Source organism: Kaistella carnis (assembly GCF_003860585.1).
Lineage (GTDB): Bacteria > Bacteroidota > Bacteroidia > Flavobacteriales > Weeksellaceae > Kaistella > Kaistella carnis.
Genome location: NZ_CP034159.1, coordinates 916,865 through 937,221, shown reverse-complemented (window position 1 = coordinate 937,221; position 20,357 = coordinate 916,865). Strand labels below are relative to the sequence as shown.

The 20,357-nt window shown below is 36.0% G+C and carries 18 protein-coding genes; 7 read left to right on the top strand and 11 right to left on the bottom strand.

Annotation, left to right across the window (positions count from 1 at the left end):
• Window positions 1-285: 285 nt before the first annotated feature.
• The 9 genes from EIB73_RS04190 to EIB73_RS04150 all read right to left on the bottom strand — a co-directional run bounded on the left by EIB73_RS04190 (window position 286) and on the right by EIB73_RS04150 (window position 7,924).
• Complete coding sequence (locus EIB73_RS04190; RefSeq protein WP_125022922.1) at window positions 286-498, bottom strand: hypothetical protein; 213 nt, start codon at window positions 496-498, stop codon at window positions 286-288.
• Window positions 499-1,750: 1,252 nt separating this feature from the next.
• Window positions 1,751-2,725, bottom strand: coding sequence for an NAD(P)H-quinone oxidoreductase (locus tag EIB73_RS04185; protein WP_125022920.1), 975 nt, complete (start codon window positions 2,723-2,725; stop codon window positions 1,751-1,753).
• 134 nt (window positions 2,726-2,859) lie between these two features.
• Complete coding sequence (locus EIB73_RS04180; protein ID WP_125022918.1) at window positions 2,860-3,048, bottom strand: hypothetical protein; 189 nt, start codon at window positions 3,046-3,048, stop codon at window positions 2,860-2,862.
• A gap of 45 nt (window positions 3,049-3,093) precedes the next feature.
• A complete protein-coding gene (locus tag EIB73_RS04175; protein ID WP_125021533.1) occupies window positions 3,094-4,296 on the bottom strand; it encodes an IS256 family transposase in 1,203 nt (400 codons plus the stop codon).
• 110 nt (window positions 4,297-4,406) lie between these two features.
• Window positions 4,407-4,811 (bottom strand): hypothetical protein, encoded by a 405-nt coding sequence (locus EIB73_RS04170; RefSeq protein WP_125022916.1) that lies wholly within the window; start codon window positions 4,809-4,811, stop codon window positions 4,407-4,409.
• Between the two features lie 48 nt (window positions 4,812-4,859).
• A complete protein-coding gene (locus EIB73_RS04165) occupies window positions 4,860-5,306 on the bottom strand; it encodes a hypothetical protein (protein ID WP_125022914.1) in 447 nt (148 codons plus the stop codon).
• 28 nt (window positions 5,307-5,334) lie between these two features.
• A complete protein-coding gene (locus tag EIB73_RS04160) occupies window positions 5,335-5,883 on the bottom strand; it encodes a hypothetical protein (protein ID WP_125022912.1) in 549 nt (182 codons plus the stop codon).
• A gap of 84 nt (window positions 5,884-5,967) precedes the next feature.
• Window positions 5,968-7,119 carry a hypothetical protein gene (locus EIB73_RS04155; RefSeq protein WP_125022910.1) on the bottom strand — a complete coding sequence of 384 codons (1,152 nt, stop codon included), beginning with the start codon at window positions 7,117-7,119 and terminating at the stop codon, window positions 5,968-5,970.
• A 64-nt stretch (window positions 7,120-7,183) separates the two neighbouring features.
• On the bottom strand, window positions 7,184-7,924 hold the full coding sequence (locus EIB73_RS04150; protein ID WP_125022908.1) for a hypothetical protein: 741 nt from the start codon (window positions 7,922-7,924) through the stop codon (window positions 7,184-7,186).
• A 107-nt stretch (window positions 7,925-8,031) separates the two neighbouring features.
• Here EIB73_RS04150 and EIB73_RS15265 point away from each other — a divergent pair, with 107 nt between their 5' ends.
• The 3 genes from EIB73_RS15265 (at window position 8,032) to EIB73_RS04140 (ending at window position 11,868) form a co-directional block, all read left to right on the top strand.
• Window positions 8,032-8,154: a hypothetical protein gene (locus EIB73_RS15265; RefSeq protein ID WP_262706716.1), complete on the top strand. Its 123-nt coding sequence runs from the start codon at window positions 8,032-8,034 to the stop codon at window positions 8,152-8,154.
• A 9-nt stretch (window positions 8,155-8,163) separates the two neighbouring features.
• Window positions 8,164-9,693: a tRNA uridine-5-carboxymethylaminomethyl(34) synthesis GTPase MnmE gene (gene mnmE, locus EIB73_RS04145; RefSeq protein ID WP_125022906.1), complete on the top strand. Its 1,530-nt coding sequence runs from the start codon at window positions 8,164-8,166 to the stop codon at window positions 9,691-9,693.
• A gap of 165 nt (window positions 9,694-9,858) precedes the next feature.
• Window positions 9,859-11,868, top strand: coding sequence for a M13 family metallopeptidase (locus EIB73_RS04140; protein WP_125022904.1), 2,010 nt, complete (start codon window positions 9,859-9,861; stop codon window positions 11,866-11,868).
• A gap of 287 nt (window positions 11,869-12,155) precedes the next feature.
• On the opposite strand, the gene EIB73_RS04135 is transcribed toward EIB73_RS04140, so the two are convergent.
• The gene (locus tag EIB73_RS04135) at window positions 12,156-14,000 is read right to left on the bottom strand and encodes a Xaa-Pro dipeptidyl-peptidase (protein ID WP_125022902.1); all 1,845 of its coding nucleotides are present in this window, start codon (window positions 13,998-14,000) and stop codon (window positions 12,156-12,158) included.
• A 380-nt stretch (window positions 14,001-14,380) separates the two neighbouring features.
• Here EIB73_RS04135 and EIB73_RS04130 point away from each other — a divergent pair, with 380 nt between their 5' ends.
• From EIB73_RS04130 to EIB73_RS04120, 3 genes are all read left to right on the top strand, one after another.
• Complete coding sequence (locus tag EIB73_RS04130) at window positions 14,381-15,541, top strand: lycopene cyclase family protein (protein ID WP_228411279.1); 1,161 nt, start codon at window positions 14,381-14,383, stop codon at window positions 15,539-15,541.
• 6 nt (window positions 15,542-15,547) lie between these two features.
• Window positions 15,548-15,853 (top strand): hypothetical protein, encoded by a 306-nt coding sequence (locus EIB73_RS04125; RefSeq protein ID WP_125022900.1) that lies wholly within the window; start codon window positions 15,548-15,550, stop codon window positions 15,851-15,853.
• Between the two features lie 345 nt (window positions 15,854-16,198).
• The gene (locus EIB73_RS04120; protein WP_125022898.1) at window positions 16,199-16,720 is read left to right on the top strand and encodes an SOUL family heme-binding protein; all 522 of its coding nucleotides are present in this window, start codon (window positions 16,199-16,201) and stop codon (window positions 16,718-16,720) included.
• Between the two features lie 31 nt (window positions 16,721-16,751).
• Here EIB73_RS04120 and EIB73_RS04115 read toward each other — a convergent pair whose 3' ends face one another.
• Window positions 16,752-18,230 carry an aminotransferase-like domain-containing protein gene (locus EIB73_RS04115; RefSeq protein WP_125022896.1) on the bottom strand — a complete coding sequence of 493 codons (1,479 nt, stop codon included), beginning with the start codon at window positions 18,228-18,230 and terminating at the stop codon, window positions 16,752-16,754.
• Window positions 18,231-18,315: 85 nt separating this feature from the next.
• On the opposite strand from EIB73_RS04115, the gene EIB73_RS04110 reads away from it, so the two are divergent.
• Window positions 18,316-20,199 (top strand): TonB-dependent receptor plug domain-containing protein, encoded by a 1,884-nt coding sequence (locus tag EIB73_RS04110; RefSeq protein WP_125022894.1) that lies wholly within the window; start codon window positions 18,316-18,318, stop codon window positions 20,197-20,199.
• Window positions 20,200-20,357 lie beyond the last annotated feature (158 nt).

Genomic DNA, 20,357 nt, shown 5'->3' with positions numbered 1-20,357 from the left:
TTTGTCGGAGTGATTTTGGATTTTCGAAACCGTACTTTAAAGTTGTCGAGTTGAAAGCGTGCGCAGCATATTCCTGACTTTGATTCAGGTTGAATGTTTTTTTAACTTAAATTACATGGTTTAAAAATCAATTCTTCAATTAATTCAAGGTCGGGAAACTGAGCATTCAATTTCTGCTTAGAGGGAATTAGTTTGGTTTTTTTCTCCGGCATCTTTGTTTGCTTCTGATTTGTTTTGTGCGTCCGGATTATCCAATTCCGGAGTGGCCATTACTCTAGACATGAACTAAATTGTCCCTTTCCCTTTCAAGGCTTTGTTTGCCCACATAATACCTAAAAACAATCCTAAAATAGCTACAATAATTCCTAAAATAAGAGTGATTGAACTTGGATTGGGGAAATAGATTAAAGCCCCAATTATAATCCCAATAAGAAAGGGTGAAGCTACGATTTGTAACCAACCGATTGATTCTGTTATTAATTCAAAAAAATTTTTCATTGATCTATATTATTTTATTTCATTGTTTTTCTGATAAAAAAGAATCGTCGGCCACGACGAACAATACTGGAAACAAATTTTCAAATTATCACATTCACAAATTAATATTTATTCTTCCTTCTTTTTTCTTGATAAAAAAGAATCAAAAAATCAAGACTGGAAACTTACCTAAAGTTAGAATTTAATTCTAAGACTACCAAACTCGGGCGGAAATGTTAATTTTGGTTCTTGTCATTATTTTTGCCGCCACTCAAACACTGGAAGTTTTTTAACGAATTAATTTCTAATTTTCTTAACGGCTCCGTTTCCTAAGTCATATTAAATACAAGTTTGTTTTTTATAAACTAATTTTGTCATTCAGAGCGGAACAAAGTGGAGCGTGGAATCTCATCATTAATTTTTACTCTTCATTCTTTTTTCTTGATAAAAAAGAATCAAAAAATCAAGACTGGAAACTCACCTAAAAATTAGAATTTAATTCTAAAACTTCCAAACTCGGGCGGAAATCTAAAGTTTGATTCTTATAATTATTTTTGCCGCCACTCAAACACTGGAAGTTTTTAAACGAATTAATTTCTAATTTTCTTAACGGCTCCGTTTCCTAAATCATATTAAATACAAGTTTGTTTTTTACAAACTGATTGGTCATTCAGAGCCGAACAAAATGGAGCGTGGAATCTCATCATTAATTTTTACTCTTCCTTCTTTTTTCTTGATAAAAAAGAATCAAAAAATCAAGACTGGAAACTCACCTAAAAATTAGAACTTAATTCTAAAACTTCCAAACTCGGGAGGAAATGTTAGTTTTGATTCTTGTCATTATTTTTGCCGCCACTCAAACACTGGAAGTTTTTAAACGAATTAATTTCTAATTTTCTTAACGGCTCCGTTTCCTAAGTCATATTAAATACAAGTTTGTTTTTTATAAACCGATTTTGTCATTCAGAGCGGCACAAAGTGGAGCGTGGAATCTAATCATAAATTTTTATTCTTCATTCTTTTTTCTTGATAAAAAAGAACCAAAAAATCATGACTGGAAGCTCACCTAAAAATTAGAATTTAATTCTAAAACTTCCAAACTTGCGGGGAAATCTAAAGTTTGATTCTTATAATTATTTTTGCCGCCACTCAAACACTGGAAGTTTTTAAACGAATTAATTTCTAATTTTCTTAACGGCTCCGTTTCCTAAGTCGTATTAAAACTCGTTTTTAAACTTTCAAATATGCACATCAGCACATTCTCAAATTCTCCCTAATCCATCGCCAATAAGATCTTCCCAATATGTTCGCTGCTTTCCATTAATCGATGTGCTTCGGCGGCTTCGGCGAGGGGGAAGGTTTTGTAGATGATGGGATGAATTTCTTTTGAATGAAACATGGGCCAGATATTTTTTTCAACGTCTTTGGCAATCTGGGTTTTTACTTCGGCGGTTTGGGGTTTTAGAAAACTTCCCGTCACCATGAGATTCTTTGCCATAATGGTGCGCAGATTAATATTGACGTCCATGCTTTTCATGCCGTTGATGTAACAAAGGCTGCCTTTTTTGTTCAGGATTTCGAGATTCTTTTGGGTATAATCTCCACCGACCATGTCTAATATGACATCGATTTTTTCGTCTTTGAGGACTTCTTCGAAAGCCTCTTTTTTGTAGTTGATGACTTTGTCAACGCCCATTTTTTGGAGGAAATCGATCTTGTCTTCACTTCCGGCGGTAGTGTAGGTTTTGCAGCCCCACGCTTTTGCCATTTGCAAACCCATGGTTCCGATACCGCTCGTTCCGCCGTGGATTAATAATTGTTCACCCGGTTGAAGTTTGCCTAAATGAAAGACATTGAACCAAACCGTAAAAACCGTTTCTGGAATTGCCGCCGCGTCGGTCAGACTGATTCCTTCAGGAACAGGAAGACAATGAGAACTGTCGACTGCCACATATTCGGCATAACCACCGTCTGCAATAAGAGCGCAGACTTTATCTCCGACTTTTTTATCTGTTACGGCTAAACCGATTTCTATTATTTCGCCGGAAACTTCTAAGCCGGGAATTAAAGTAGTTGGCGAACCTTTGCCATAAGTGGCTGTGTTTTGTCGCGTGATAATATCGCTGCGATTGACTCCGGCAGCTTTTACTTTAATAAGAACCTGGTTTTCTGTCGGTGATGGTTGTGGAGTTTCCTGTAATTGTAAAACTTCCGGTCCGCCTGATTTTGTGATATGGATTGCTTTCATTTATTCTTTTTACGGATTGACCTTAAAGGTAAAAAAATGTTACTGGAATCGAAAGAAAGTATAAATGAAATTAGTAAAACTTCAAAAGGAAAACTTATGTTTTGGACTTAATTAACTGAAATAGGAGCTTAGATTTAATCTTCAGATTCGTAATCAATCCATTCAAACTTAGATTTTCCGTTTTCAGATATTGTTAGATGAAAATCATTTTCAAAATCGGTGTTGGGAATGGATAAGATTCCTACGAAAATGAGGTCGTTATTTTCTTCATTAAGTGATTCAAACCTAAAATCTTTAATGGTGGCCTTGTTAATAAATGACACTGTCCCGCAAAGTGTGTAAGTTGAAAAGTTTAAGACTTGAGTTTTTTATAACTTGAGCCTTTCTTCAAATATAAGCATAAATTGATTTAATACGATTCCCCAATCTCGAATCGGCATTGTCCATTTTTTTGTTGCTTCTCTTAAGGCAAGGAAAACTGACTTTAAAACCGCATCATCAGTAGGAAAAGACATTTTATTTTTAGTATATTTTCTTATTTTTCCGTTGAGATTTTCTATTAAATTGGTGGTGTAAATGATTTTACGGATTTCCACCGGAAATTCGAAAAATACCGTTAATTCATCCCAATTATCTCTCCAGGATTTGATGGCATACGAATATTTAGATTCCCATTTTTCTGCAAAATCATTTAAGGCGGCTTCTGCGGCTTGCTTGGTGGGAGCGTTGTAAATGTGTTTCATGTCGGAAGTAAAGGCTTTTCTGTCCTTCCAAACTACGTATTTACAAGCATTTCTAATCTGATGCACCACGCAGATCTGAGTTTGAGATTGTGGGAAAACACTGCGAATAGTTTGGGTAAATCCATTGAGATTATCCGTTGCAGTGATCAGTATATCTTCTACGCCACGTGCTTTTATGTCAGTTAAAACGCTCATCCAAAAACTGGAACTTTCGTTTTTTCCAAGCCACATTCCCAGAACTTCTTTTCTTCCATCCCGTCTTAAACCAACGGCAAGATAAATGGTTTTGTTGATAACTTTTGAGTTCTCACGGACTTTAAAAACAATTCCATCCATCCAAACAATGAGGTATAAATCCTCTAGTGGCCGATTTTGCCAAGCGACAATCTCACTGGAAACCGCATTGGTAATCCTGGATATTGTGGATGTTGAAACATCAAAATCATACATTTCCTTGATCTGATCTTCAATATCACTTACACTCATTCCTTTGGCATAAAATGAGATGATAACATTTTCCAAACCTTCAATAATATTATGCCTTTTGGGAACTAAGGCTGGCTCAAAAGTACTTTCCCTATCCCGCGGAACTTTAATTTCATCTTCGCCAAAAGAGGTTTTTATCTTCTTGGTTTGATGGCCATTGCGATAATTTCCGTCTTTTGTTTTTTGATGTTTCTCGGTATCCAGATGGTCATCTAATTCGGCTTCGAGCATATGTTCTACGGCTCGTTTGTGCATTGTTTTGAAGAAAGAGGTTAAATCTTCTCCACTCTTGAAGGATTTGTAGAAATCCTTGTTGTTTAATAATTCTTCTTTGTCGATCATAACTGTATAAAGTTTAAAAATAGTAAAAAGTTATTTCCGAAAAAGTTTTGAGCTTTTGAAGGCTCAAAATTTTTCAGAATAACTTTTCAACTTACACAGTTAGTGAAACACTACCTAATAAATTCGTAGAAATTCCCTTTTGGAAAGTCTTTTTTCAAAAAAGATTGATTGAAAATAACTGCGTTATCCCGTTCTATTTTAATAGTGCTTTCCATTTCGGGATAATAATTTCTGACTACAATAGAATCCGCTAAGTAAAAATCCTGATAAATATATTTTTCGTAAATATTCTTATTGGTTACGGAGATTTTCAAATTTCCTATTAAAGTATCTCGAGTTACATTGTAGACAATCTGTTCGTTTCTTTTTAAAGTGTCAATTTTAAAAGTGTCTTTATTAAGCGTTTGAACGTTTACAACTTTTTCTTCTAGTTTCTCATTGTCGTTTTTTGAAGAACACGCAAAGATGGATAGGATCAAAAAGGAAGCAGTAAGGAGGTTGAGTATTTTTATCATGGTCTTCGTTGAAAAATTTGTCACACATTTTGTTTTTTATAAATACAATTAGGGAATCACTTTATATATTGTATTGTCATTATTTCCAAAAACTTCTTTTTGAATACGTTTTGCTAAATCGACCGTTTCCGTGATACTCGTATTTGTTTTAAGACTTAAATAGGGGATTCTGTCCAGTTTTTCTGTTTCAAAATTGATATTGTGTTTCGAAGCAAATTGTTCTAAGAGTTCTAAGTAAGGAAGTTGAATCTTTTTAAGTGCCCTAAACTCTACATTAAAATTCCGGTCGTTCCTGACAAAAAAGAGACTGTCGTATTCATTTGCAGTGATTCCAATAAAATTAAAGTCGGTTTTTCCCTCCAGGAGCAGGTTGAGTTCTTCAGCTAAATCATCCAATTGAATTTGCTTTGCAGTAAATCGATCTCTGCGTTTTTCAGTGCTGGTATTTTTACCAAAATTTTTGACGCTGTTGATGATGGATTTAAGTATATTCATATTGATTTAGCTTTTTAATAGAACGCTTTTACTTGCTTTTTGCTTTCTGCAATTCAAGACGGAAAACCTTACTGTCTTTTAAAAGTTCTGCCTCTTTACTTTTCTTATCCATTTTAGTAAAAAACTTTTTTCCTGTTTGCTTTATTGAAAATAATTTGGAGTTTTCGAAATAAAATCGACCTGTGTAGATGGATTCGATTTTTGTGTAATCCAATCCAGTTACTTGATTTGATTGGTCTTTTATATCTGCAAATTGATCCTGCTTTTCAAAAACGAAAATTAATTCATCGTCTGAAAAGAAATATTCGTAGGTTTTCATTCCATAAGAAAAACCGACGATGTAAACTATTTTTTTCATTTTCCCATTTTTATAATAACCGGAAAGTTCTTGTCCGCCATCAGTAACTTCGTTTTTTACATTCGCGAAATAGTCGTTATCTAATTTTTTGATCTGGTAACTTTTTTCTGTATTGATGGTTTCAACCTTTTTGCGAACAACAGCAATTCTCTGTGCGGTTTGTCCGAAAAGCAAAGTCGTTAAAGCAAGAAATGTTAGCAGGATGAGTTTATTTTTCATTGAGGTTTAGGAGTTTCTTTTAAGTATAAAACTTTTGATATACAGGATTTTGTGATGTTGATTATTTTGGTATTATTTAATAGACTAATTGTTAAGCCAGTTAATTGGTAATTCAAAAATTTCACGTAGATTTTGACACTCGTTATTTATCACTTGGCTTTCCTTAACGTAACAATAAGGTAACCCTAGTTGTTTAAAATCTAAAGAATTTTCCGTAAAAGGATGCGCAAAAATCCAATATTTGCTCTCAGGAATATTATTAGGAAATATCCTATTAACCATTACGCCACTTACATTTCGAATTCTTTTGGCTCCGTTGTTATAAAATATTCCATCTGCATTTCTAATAAATTTTCCATTTGTATTCTCTGGATTAGTAGAAAAGGATATTGCAAGAGAACCCCAAATCGCACTTTCAATATCATGTAAAGAAGAAGATTTTATGCTCAAAGCATTTACGCAAATTAGATAAGGTTTGTCAAGTTTTCCGTATCGCTTCGACTTTTTACGAATTGATTCTCTAATTGCTTCTTCTGCGCCTCCAATAAATGTTTCTATTGGTGTAATCCCAACGCTTCTTCTTGCATTACCTATTGCATCTACATTAACTGGTAAGAAAGTTATTGAAATATTAATTTCATTATTCTCGTAATTTATTTTTTGAAAATTATCAAAATTTTTAGTTTTCGCTTTTTCTAATTCAGTATTATGATTTAACGTAGCTAACTTTTCTAGTATTTTAGCTTTCAGTTCTTTTGTGGATGGCTGATTTGTGGTTTTAATAGTTAATTCTTCAATATGAAAAATAAAATGATCTGATTTTATCTTACTTATTTTATCATAAAATCTTCTTATCAAATTATCAAACGATTTTTCCACTTCGGATTTAGCTTCTGATATTTTAGCTTCTACGTATATTTCTAGATTATCTTTTTTTATTAAAAAATCTGGACGTTTCTTAGTGTTTTTAATAATTGGATGAATTATAATTTCAAAACCTAGTTTTAGAAAAAAATTATAAAGAAATAATTCATAAAATACAGAATCAAAATTTTTCTTAAACCTTTCTTTTGTTTCGTTCTTTTCATTATTCGGCAAATTTTCAAACCAACTTTCAAGAAGTTCTCTCACATTTCCAATATCTTTTCTTGCACTTCGATCGTAATAATTATATATTGTTTCATTCTCATCTGCAGGTCCTTGAAATTTTCGTGGCTTATTTTCAAATAGTTTCATATTTTCGGTGTATCATCTTTAATTTGAGAGTGTGAATTAAAATTAAATTAAATACCTACAAAATTTAAATACTATTTCTTAATTTCATAATGTTTTTCATAAAAAGTGAGGACATTTCTATTATGAATTCAACTTCTTGTTTATTAACTTTATCATTGTGCTTTATGTACGAGTTTTGATATTTACTATAATAATCAATTAACTTTTGAAACATATTAGTAAATTCTATACTTCCACCTTTTTTAGTGACAAAATTTCCTATTTCAGAAATTTGATTTTCTAATGATTTATTATTATTAAAAATTTTCTTTAGTAGTAATTCTAAACATAATCGCATATCATCTAAAACACTTCTTTCAAAATATTTTAATTTGTAATTATTAATCGCTTTATCATAAAGAGTTTTTATTTCTGGAAAATCGTCCAATAAATGTTTTGTTTTATCTAAAATTTCCAAATCCAACTCATCATTTTCTGTATTAATCATATCTAAATTAGAAAAATCATTTTGAAGTTTGATTCTAAGACCAAGTACTTCGTTTGAGCCTGTAAATATTTGATCTGTGCATAAATCATCAATAATAAAGTATTTTTCTTCATCCGAAAAAGATTCCAAATTCATTCGGAAAGCTTCTCTTTTCGGAATAAGTTTACCGTCTTTTGTAAAAACGTTGTTATGAAATGGGATGGGCTTATTAAATTTTACTGAATATTCTACAAATCTTTTGACTATTTCAGATCCTGTGAATCCTTTATTTGAATCTGCTAAAATTTGGCTTGAGTAAGAGATGAATGCATTTGTCATTAATATACTTTTTATTTAGAAAGATTATTATCAAATATACAAAACCTTCTCATAAAATATATTCTGCTTATTAACCTTGAAAGAAACCACCCTTCAATCTAGCCCCGATGGAAACGGCATCCTTTTTTGTTTCGCCGACAGGCGGAACAAAAAAGATAGAGTGGACAGCGGGACGGGTCTTCGAAAGAGGCGAAATCTTGGTGCTCCTAAAAACAGGAATAATTCCGTAATTTTGGGGCATGAATCAAGATACTATTTGTGCAATCGCCACGGCAAACGGAGTTGGAGCTATTGGAATTATAAGAATTTCGGGTCCCGAAGCGTTTAAAATTGCAGCCAAAATTTTTGAAGGTAAAAATCTGGAGGAGGCGAAAACGCACACCATTCATTATGGATATATCGTTGATGGTAAGAGCCAAGTAAAAAGTGAAAAGAGCCAAGAGGAAAGAGAAAAGATAATAGATGATAGACAGATAGAAGAAATTCAGAATCAAACATTATTTGAAGCTGGAGAAACTATCAACCCTCAACTATCAACTGTCAACCAAACTGAGGTGATTGATGAAGTGATGGTTTCGGTTTTTAAAGCGCCGAAAACCTTTACGGCAGAGGATTCTGTGGAAATTTCTTTTCATGGTTCACCGCATATTGCGAAGAAAATTCTGGAAGTTTTGGTGAAGAATGGGGCTCGACTGGCGAAAGCCGGGGAATTTACGATGCGTGCTTTTATGAACGGCAGAATTGATCTGGCGCAGGCGGAATCGATTGCGGATTTGATTGCTTCGGAAAATGAGGCGTCGCGGAAAGTGGCTTTGAATCAGTTGAAAGGGGGAATTACGAATGAGATTTCGATCCTGAGAAATGACTTGCTGAATTTTACGTCGCTGATTGAACTGGAACTGGATTTCGGGGAAGAGGATGTGGAATTTGCGGACCGGACCGCCATGAATAAATTGCTGCTCAACCTGCGTCATAAACTGAGCGCTTTGATTGAGAGTTTCCAATACGGAAATGCGCTGAAAAATGGAGTAGAAGTCGCCATTATCGGGAAACCGAACGCCGGGAAATCGACGCTTTTGAATGCTTTGTTGAAAGAGGAAAGGGCGATTGTTTCTGAAATTGCAGGGACGACGCGCGATACGATTGAGGAAGTGATTCATTTGAAAGGAACGGCTTTTCGGTTTGTGGATACGGCGGGACTTCGGGAAACGACGGATATCATTGAGAAAATTGGCGTGACGAAAGCGAAGGAGAAAATTGCTTCTGCAAAAGTGCTATTGTATCTCTACGATGAGCACGATTCTACAACGGAGGAAGTGATTGCTTTTGTGAAGGAATTTCACCGCGAGGATTTGAAAATTGTGCTGGTTCATAATAAAGTGGATTTGACCAACGACGAAACTCTAAACGAATTTGACGCCACTTTAACTTTGGAATTGTTTCCGGATTATTGTGATGAGTTGTTGCGGATTTCCGCGAAGGATCAAACAGGAATTGAAGCCGTGAAAACGGTTTTGATCGATTACGTGGAGAATTTGAAAGATCAGGAAAGCAATGTGATTATTACGAATCAAAGGCATTTTGACGCCTTGCAGAAATCGCTGCAATCTGTTCTTCAGGTGGAGGAAGCGGTGAGTTCTGGGATTCATACGGAATTGTTGGCGTATGAGTTGAGAAATGCGCTGGAGCAGTTGGGAGAGATTTCCGGGGAGTTTACGAACGATGAAGTGTTGGGGAATATTTTTTCTAAGTTTTGTATTGGAAAGTAATACCTAATCAATATAAAAGAAGCCTCCAGATCATCATGTTCTGGAGGCTTTATTTTTGCTGAATAACTTTATTACTACTATTTCTATCAAAAACATAAATATTTCAAACTTAATTTACATATTTTTGATCATCTAAATAACTTTCTCATCAATATCATTTCAAATATGAAAAACATCCTTATTCTCTTCATTGCCCTATTTACATTTTCTGGAGTCAAAGCACAAGATAAAAAACTGAAGGATATCAATGGTTTAGATACCTCCATTAAACCTGGTGATAACTTTTTTATGTTCGTCAACAAGAAATGGTATGACGCCACGCCCATCCCTTCAACGCAAGCTGGAGTTGGTGCCTACATGTTTCTGAACTTTCCCCAAAGAATGCGGTTGCAGGGGATTTTGGAAGAGGTGTCACAGCGTAAGCAACCTGCGGGAAGTATCGAGCAAAAAGTTGGAGATTTTTACGCTTCCGGAATGGATACGATCACCATTGATAAACGAGGTTACGATCCGATAAAGCCAACATTAAATCGTATTGAAGCCATTAAAGATATTTCCTCTTTAATGAAATTTGTTGCGAATGAAATTAAAGTAGGCAATGGTTCCATTATGTCTTTTGAAGTGGGACCTGATGATAAAAACAGCAGCATCAACATCGCTCACAGCTACCAAACAGGAATCGGTTTGCCGGATCGGGATTATTATTTTAAAGCAGATGCACCAACCGTTACCATTCAAAATGCCTACAAAACCTATCTTGCTACCTTGTTTCAATTGACAGGTACTGATGCAGCAACTGCTAAAAAGGATGCGGAGCTTGTTTATAATATCGACCAACAAATTGCGGCTTCCCATAAAACAAGAGTTGAACGTCGAGATGTTCATGCGAATTATAATATGATGGCCATCTCAGATTTAGAAAAAAGCCAACCCAATATTGAATGGAGTACTTTTCTAAGAAACTTAGGTGCTCAAACAGATTCCATTGATGTGGCTCAACCTGCCTATTATGACAAATTGAATTCCCTTTTAAAAACCGTTCCTCTTAAAAACTGGAAACTGTACCTCAAAGCAAAAACGATAAGAAACTATGCGGGTGATTTAAGTAAACCCTTCGTGGATGCCAATTTTAATTTTAATAAGGTGATTTCGGGCCAGGCTGTTCAAAAAACACGTGGAGAATTGATGGCCACGGCGGTTGATAATTATTTGGGTGAAGCCCTGGGACAATTGTATGTGAAGAAATATTTTTCGGAAGCGGCAAAAAAACGCATGGCTGTTTTAGTGGATAATGTACAAAAGGCTTATGCAGCAAGGATTGACAAACTGGACTGGATGAGTGACATGACCAAAGTAAAAGCGAAAGAAAAGCTGTTTGCCATCACCAAGAAAATTGGATATCCGGATCAATGGAAAGATTACAGCAATGTGAAAATTTTAAGAGATACTTATTTTGAAAATATGATGAATGCTTCTGCGGCCGAATTTCAACTTGAGATTGCAAAATTAGGAAAGCCAGTGAATAAGTCAGAATGGTTTACAACGGTGCCCACGGTTACTGCATATAACAATCCGTCTGCCAATGAAATTGTGTTTCCGGCGGGAATTTTACAAGCTCCTTACTTTGATAATGAGGCCAATGATGCTTTGAATTATGGCGGCATTGGAATGGTGATTGGACACGAACTGACGCATACTTTCGATGATCAGGGTGCGCAATATGATAAAGAAGGAAATGTGAAAGACTGGTGGACCAAGGATGATTATACTCAGTTTAAATCAAGAATACAGCAAGTTATCAACCAGTACAATCAGTTTACTGTTTTAGATAATTTACATATTAATGGCGCGATGACGGTAGGCGAGAATACCGCAGATATTGCCGGAATCGCAGTAGCCTACGATGCTTTTAAAATGACAAAAGAAGGTCAAAGCAATACGAAAATTGATGGTTTAACGCCGGATCAGAGATTCTTTCTTTCTGTTGCTAAAATATGGAGAGTGAAGATGAAGGATGAATTTTTACGTTTGTGGATCGAAACCAATCCGCATTCCCCTCCAAGGTGGAGAGTAAATGGTCCTTTGATGAACATCACCCCTTTTTATGAAGCATTTGAGGTAAAGGAGGGTAATAAAATGTTCTTGCCTAAAAAAGAACGCATAACGATTTGGTAGATATGATACCGATAAAAGTTTTTCCAATGAAACAACTCTTGGTTTTTATATGACCTTGCAATTAATGACAGATCATTTATCAGAAATCTATAGTATTGGAAATCATACGTAAACAAGAAGGAAGCTCCGTTAGAAGCTTCCTTTTCTTATGAACAATTTGGGATTTTGATCTATTTCTGATCAATGTCTACCATCTCAATTTTAGAAATTGATTTTGGATTTTGCCCCAAAAGAATTCTTAGATTTTATCTTAAATTTTAGAGAGCAGAATGAAATTACTGCTATTTTTAATTTTCTTTTACGGCACTCATAAATGCTTGCGAACCGCCCACGATTGGCAGAGTCAGCATCGTTCCATCAAGGTCCACTGTTAATTCTGTTCCGGGTTCCGGGTGTAGGGTAAATTCTTTATCACTCGACATAATCATTAAACCTATTTGCTGTCCTTTTTTGATGATTTGATCGTCAGGCTGTAAATCAAAAGATACTTCATAGAATTTGCCTGGTATCAACGGTTCTCCTTTTCTTATTGAAGCCTGGTTTTGCGGATCAGCCCAACCGCGCGTAATAATATTGTCCGTTATTTTTGTGGCTCTTCCTTCATTCCACGGGAGCGAAACCAACCAAACCGATAAATTTGCGGCTGGTTTGCTGCTTGCTAATTTGACGGTGATTTTGGGCACTCCAGAAAGATGAACGTCGGTCATAAGTTTTGGACTTACATATAATAAACGGTGATCCGTGTTTTCTGCTTTGGCTAAACAGGCGCCCTCAAATGAATAGTTATCTACTAAAGTTTCTTTTCCTTGATTGGAAGATTTGGTGGTCATTAAACCTCCAGCTTTTGGTGCACCTTTCGTTAAATAAAACGAGACTGGTTTCGCGTCTGGATTCGGATAATCTTTGTAAGGCGTTGGATTATTTAAATCATCATTTTCCCGAACAATAAAGGCTTTGTTCTCTTCTTTTTCGATGCCATTATCAATCCCAAATAAATAATGGGTGAACCATTTATTCATCATTTCAAGAGGCGGATTTCCGCCGTGTCCATTTTGGTGATAGTAAATTGCGGTTTCCAGGCCCATTTCTTTGGCTTTCTTATAAATACGGTAACTGTGCTCCGGCATCACATTCCAGTCATTAAAACCATGCGCCATCAATATCGCTGCTTTCATCTTTCCCATCTTGTTCAGGTAATCACGTCCGGCCCAAAAATCGTTGTAATCTCCCGTAATCCGATCCATTCCGTTTTTCATTTCGGTGTCCCGAATTTTTGCATTGCTGTAGGCGCGTTTCGATTCATCACCACTGTGAATAAAATCATACAAAACATCAACGTCTTCTCCTAAATAACCGCCGGGTGAACGTACTAATCCGTTAGAACGGTAGTAATGATAATAGGAAGTATTGGGCGCCACGGGAATGATTACTTCTAAACCTTTTACTCCCGTGGTAGCTGCGGCAAGTGGAATTGTTCCGTTGTAAGAAGTTCCGGTCATCCCAACTTTTCCGGTTGTCCAGTAGGCTTTCACTTTTTCATTTCCATCTGGGGAAGTATATCCGTTTGCTCTTCCATTCAGCCAGTCAATGACTGCTTTTGGCGCTAAAGATTCATTTTCTCCACCGACCGTTGGTGAGCCTTGCGATAAACCTGTTCCCGGAGAAGAGGAGTGAACTACAATAAATCCGCGTGGTACCCAAGTTGAAATAAGTGAGTTCGAAATAATCGGACGTTTTCCGGTTCGAACAACTTCCGGGTGAACTCTTTCCTTTGCAGCCGCTCCCAATTCGTGATTCACGTTCCAAAAACTACCCTCTACATCTGGTGCAACTCCAGCATAGTAAGGACTTGATTCATAAATTACAGGTAGTTTCAATCCTTCATTTTCAGTTTGAAAAGGCCGCGTTACATCAACGTGCATGCGGTCTTTTTTACCGTCGCCATCGGTGTCAAATGAGGTTTCTACCCAAAGATCAGTCCTGATCCATTTGTCGGCATCTTTAAATTCCGGGACTATTTGGGCTTGTCCATTTTCAAAAACCGGAACTGCTTTACCTATGGTTTGAGCATGTACAGAATGAAATGTAATAAGAATTAAAAAAAGAAAACTTGACTGAATGATTTTTTTCATAATATTATTTGTAATGATAATTTTCAAGATAGGGTAGTGTCCAGGCCCATTTGTGGCCGTTTCGAAGTCTTTTTGTAAAGATATAATTTCTTCTTTAAGGAAAACATAATTTATAAAAAAAAATATTTGTTTGGTGAAAACTCTTTGTTTTCACTATTTCATTGAAATAAAATGTTCTAAATTTCTAATACTGGATTAAACAGAAACGGTCCTGCTTTATATTTCTTTTGCTTCAAGTTGAACAAATACAAAGCGCTTTTCGTTTACATACAAGCTGGAAAAATCGTTTATTGCTGAAATATTTTCCAGATATTGTACCGCAAAATAACTTAACTTATCTTGATCTCTTATTTATAACGTTTTAAGATGACCTTCAATATATGACAACCACCGACATAAAATACGATTATATCATCACGGGTTCCGGATGTGCAGGATTAAGTTTACTGTATAGAATGCTCATTGATCCCGTTTTGAAGTCTAAAAAAATACTGGTAATTGATAAATCTGAAAAGAAACAAAACGATCGCACGTGGTGTTTCTGGGAAGAAGGAAAAGGAATATTTGAACCGGTTGTAACGCATGAGTGGCAATCTTTAATTTTTAAAACATCTGATTTTACACGCCAATTTGATTTGGAAAAGTATCGCTATAAGATGATCCAGGGAAAGGATTTTTATGAGTTTGTGCTGTCATTTGCAGAAAACTTTCCAAATGTTACTTTTAAAGTCGAAAATATCGTAGGTATTAAATCCAACAAAACGGAAGCGACCGTTGAAACGGAGGGTGGCTTTTACAGCGCTCAATTTGTCTTCAATTCTACCGCGCTCTTCAATCCGGAGATCAATACAGAGAATTCTTTGCTGCAACATTTTACGGGTTGGGTGATTAAAACGAAAGCTGAAGTTTTCAATGATAAGGTTGGGACTTTAATGGATTTCACCCTTGATCAAAAAAACGGCGTCACTTTCATGTACGTTCTTCCGACAAGTTCTACGGAAGCCTTGGTCGAATTTACCTTATTCAGCAAACACATTTTGGCTAAAGAGGAGTACGAAAAATCCTTAAAAAATTATATTCAAAATGATCTTCAGATAGCAGATTACGAAATTAAGCATACCGAATTTGGAGTCATCCCAATGTCTTTGGCAAAATTTGAAAGAAGTACAGATGCATGGCAGCGTATTGTAAATATCGGTACTGCAGGCGGATATACGAAAGCGAGTAGTGGCTACACTTTTCAGTTCGTTCAAAAAAACACAGAACAAATTATCAAAAACCTACGTGCTGAAATCAATCCAAATCCTCAGAAATCATGGAGTGATAAGCGGTATGAATGGTACGACCGTACTTTACTGGAAGTCATTTTGTCGGAAAAAATGGAAGGAAAAGAAATATTTGCGACGATGTTTTCCAAGCGCTCGCCGGAAAAAATCTTAAAGTTTTTAGGTAATGAAAGTTCCCTTTTAGATGATATCAAAATTGTAAGTGCACTGCCAATTAAACATTTTTTAATAGCGGGATTAAAACAAATTTTATAAGAAACAATGCAAAAAAATGATGCACTCATTGCAGTCGTAAACAATCTTCAAATCACAGAAAAGAGGATGGGAGGCGAATCAGATGAAAAGCAGTTCGAACTTCTGGTGGAATTTATCGATGACTTGATTCGGAATGATTTCAACCGATTATTAAGTATTCTCTATCGGGTAGATATTTCTGAAGAAAAGCTAAAATTAAAATTGGCTCAAAATAAAGAAACGCCGGTGCCATCAGCAGAAATTATTGCACACCTACTTATTGATAGAGAAGCGGAGAAGATCCTATCGAGAGAAAAGTACAGAAAGAAATGAAGACTGTAATTTTAAAATGTAAATCGCCTTTAAGACCACAGAATTCAGGAATTTAAAATACATTTATAAAAGTTATTTCTAATTAATAATGCTGCAATTGCGGCTCGATCATTTATTTTTTAATGGTGAATGTTTGATTTTAAAGGAATTAAATAAAAATTATTTTTAAAAAGGTGATGATTTTAATCGTAGTTTTACTTCGTATTCTCTTCACTCAATAAAATATACTTCTGATATATGATGTTGAAATTTAACACATTGCAAATTTTCTGAATCATAAAGAAGCCTCTTATCATATTCGCTGTCATTATTTTCATTTTCTTAACGACTCAAATCTATTTTATTGTGGCAAAAACGGAAACGCAACCTTACCAGGTTATTAAAAAAGAAAAAGATTTTGAGATCAGAAAATATCCGCCTGCGACCATGGCAACGGTTTCGATGGATGCAAGATCCTACAAAGAATTGTCTTCTACGGGTTTTAGGAAATTAGCCTCTTTTATTTTTGGTGGCAATCAGTCGAAAAAAGGTATTGCGATGACCTCGCCGGTTCATATGGATATCAACGAGAACAAATCGTCAATGAGCTTTGTAATGCCTTCACAATATACCAAAGATAATTTACCAAAACCCGACAATACGGATATAAAAATTCAGACCACTGCCGAAGAATATGTGGCCGCGATTCAGTTTGGAGGATATGCCGACGATGAGAAGATAAAAAAATACGCTACCCAATTAGAACTTGATTTGAAGGAAAATGGAATTGAATATTTTGGTAACTTTCGTTTTTTAGGCTACAATGCGCCCTATCAAGTGTTGGATCGCAAAAATGAGATCATTGTAGCTATTCATTGGAAAGAGTGATCAGATTTGAATTTTCTTAGGTTCAAAAATTTTAGTCGTTTCTCAATTTACTGTAAGCCTCACTTAGTAATTTCATCGCTTCCTCCATCTCCTGAAAATTAAGATGCGCAAAACCGAGTCTCAGAGAAGTAGTTTTTCGATTTTGGTACAGGCAAGACCTTGGAATAAAAAGTCCTTTTTCTTTAGCCTTCTTTTGTAAATCAGTGAGCGAAACAGAATTTTTAAACTGAATCCAAAATGCCAGTCCTGAAACCGGTATATTAAAAGAAATCTCATCTTCAAAATAAGTGGCAAGCAATTTAGCAAAAACCTCTTTTCTTTCCGCAATAACCTTTGTAACTTTCCTCTGATATCGGTGAATATCACCTTGATGAATCAGTTCGCCCAGGGCTTTTTCCATCATAGAATCGGGTTTACCGAAAATATTCAGGTATTTTGCACCTTCTTCTAAAAGATCTTTTGGCGCGATAATGAAATTCATTTGAAAACCAGGAGTCAGAAACCGCCCGAAAGAGCCGATGTAAATAACGCGGTTGCCTCCTTTTTTTCGCAGCAAAATTTCTTTTTTATTTTTAATGGAAGAGAACTCAAAGTCGATATCATCTTCAATCACAATGAAATCGTATGCTTCGGCCAAAGCCAGCAATTCCGTTTTTCGCTTTTCAGAAAGCGCAACCGTAGTTGGATATTGGCATTTGGGATTAAGGTAGACTGCCCGAATTTCTCCGGGTTTAAAATGCGTTTGAATATAACCGATATCCATTCCTTCTTCATCCGTCGGAATGGTTTTCAGCTGAGCACCCGCCTGACTGTAAATCATATTAGGTAAAAAATAACTGAGTTCTTCCACCAAAATTACCTCGCCTTTGTTAATTAAAAGTCGCGATAATATGGAGTGAACTTTTTCCAAACCCGCTACTGGCAATAAAAAATCCCGGGAAAGGTGAAATCCTCTTGTTAAATTCAAATAGTAGCTCAATTGATCTCTAAAGAAAATACTTCCATCACTTGCGCGATCCATAATTCCTGATCGGTTTTTTCGCCGTACTACCGCGGTGTAAAAACGCACCAGTTCCTCTGATTTTATGATGGTGTAATCCGGCGTACCATCTGTGAAATAGAATTGTTCCCTACTTTTTTCCAGCGGAGTGTCCAAAATAAATTCTTTTCTGAAAAGAAAAGGCGCTTCTTCAGGAGGATGTTGGAATGCTTTAGATTTTTGAATGGAAGAGGCTGAACGTTCCGGATTTCGGACAAAAGTGCCGATATTAGGAATCGTTTCTACCCAACCCTGATCCTGTAATTCCGCCAACGCAGCAACTACGGTCTTCCGGTGAAGCTGAAGGTTTTCAGCAATCACCCTGCTGCCCGGAAGTTGGTCATGTTCTTCCAGAAGATTGCTTTTGACCGCATTAATAAACTGATAAACAATCTGTAAATAAACAGCATCTTTTTTACGACGGTCTATTTTAACAAAGGATTGAAAAGGACGAATAACCGGACTACTCATTATTTACATTTCGGACTACCAAAAGTACTGTTTTATTTCAAATCTTTGCACCCGATTTAAAACAATACGGTTTACACCATCAGATATGAAAAAAGTAATACTCAGCTTGGGAATTCTTTCTACGATGTTGACTTTTGGACAACAAAGTAATGAAGGCATAGATTTAAAAATTAAAAGTGATGATCTGGAGGAAGTTATTATTCAGGGGAATCGTCTGCAGACCCCTTTTAATGAAGCGACCCGCGATATTCAAATCATTACCCAAAAGCAAATTCAGAACCTTCCCGCGAAGTCTTTGAATGAGGTGCTGTCTTACATCAGCGGTGTTGATATCCGGCAGCGTGGGCCATTTGGAACGCAGACCGATATTTCTATTGATGGTGGAACTTCCGAACAAACCATAGTGCTGATCAATGGGGTAAAAATGATTGATGCCCAATCTGCCCATAACATGATGAATATTCCTGTTCCCTTAAGTGCCATCGATCATATTGAAGTAATCCGAGGGGCTGCAGCACGAATTTACGGTATTAATGCGTTGACTGGCGCGGTAAATATTGTGACTAAAAAAGGGAAAAATTCTTCAATTTCTGCAGATATTCAAGCCGGGAGTTCTTTCAAATCAAAAGACGAAGGCGATGGATCAGGAATTTATGGTGGAATTTCAGCGGAACTGACCGGAGTATATGGTACTGAAAATCAAAGTCAATTATTCTCCGTCGCACAAAGTGATTACAATGGTCAGCGTTACAATTCAGCCGCAAAAAATACGCGTCTTTTCTACACGGGTCATTATGCTTTCAATGCCAATAACAGCATTCAGGCCATGGCGGGTTATGCCCGGAACCGCTTTGGTGCTAACGGATTTTATGCGGCTCCGGGTGATGTGAATTCTGAAGAGCACACCGATTCTTCAGTCTTCAGTCTTTCCTCCAAACACACCTTTGGTAATTTTACCATTTCTCCCAGAATCAGTGACCGTTATGGGGAAGATGATTACCGTTATTACAGAGATGATCTAAGCAAAGGCAGATCGGTTCATTTCACCAATGCTTTGATGTTGGAGGTAAACAGCAGTCTTACAACAGCCATCGGAACTTTTGGGTTCGGTGTGGAGTCTAGGTTAGAAAAGATCAACAGTTCAAATATAGGGCAGCATCAACGTGATAATCACGGAATTTATGCAGAATTAAAAACGAATATAGGGCAGAAATTGAGAGGAACTATCGGCGTCTACGGAAATTATAATACTGATTTTGGATATCAACTTTATCCCGGACTTGATGTCTCTTATCTTTTGAATGACTATTGGAAAATATCCACAAGCATAGGGTCGGGGCAACGAATTCCATCTTTTTCTGATTTATATCTGAATCAACGTCCGGGAAATATAGGTAACGAATTGCTTCAACCCGAAAGTGCCTGGAATTACGAAGGAAATCTACAGTACAGCAAAGGAAATATGCAGTTTAAAACCGGTTACTTTTACCGAAATATTACAGATTTTATCGATTGGGTAAGAGATAATCCTTCTCAGCCTTATTCACCCAGCAATTTGGGGAATAATAAAATGCAGGGTTTTTATGGAAGACTGCAACAGGATTTTAATCTTTCGGAAAATCAGACGCTTGGTTATGACGTGAGTTATAATTACTTAAATCCTTCGTTGGAAACATCTGGCGATAAGCAATCAAAATACACTTTAGAATCTTTGAAGCATCAGTTTGTTGCAGGAATTCATTATCAAATCAATGATTTTTCATTTCAATTAAAAGACCGGTGGCTGAAACGGGAATTGGGAGATTCTTACCACGTTGCCGATGTCCGTCTTAATTACAAATTGCAAAAATTTCTAGTATATACGGAAGCTACCAATCTTTTCAATGCAGATTACAAGGAAGCTGGTGCGGTTCCGATGCCCACAAGATGGTTGAGTTTGGGCGTAAAATATCAATGGAATCAGAAGTAAATCTAGTTTTAAATCACAAAAAATGTTTCGCTCGCAGATTTTGGGTTTAATGCCACAAATGAACAAATATTTTTTTGTGATGATGTATTGTAATTATAGACAACAAAAGGTGTTTTTCTCCCACATGTTTACCGATTCCGCATCTTTTAAAATGCAAA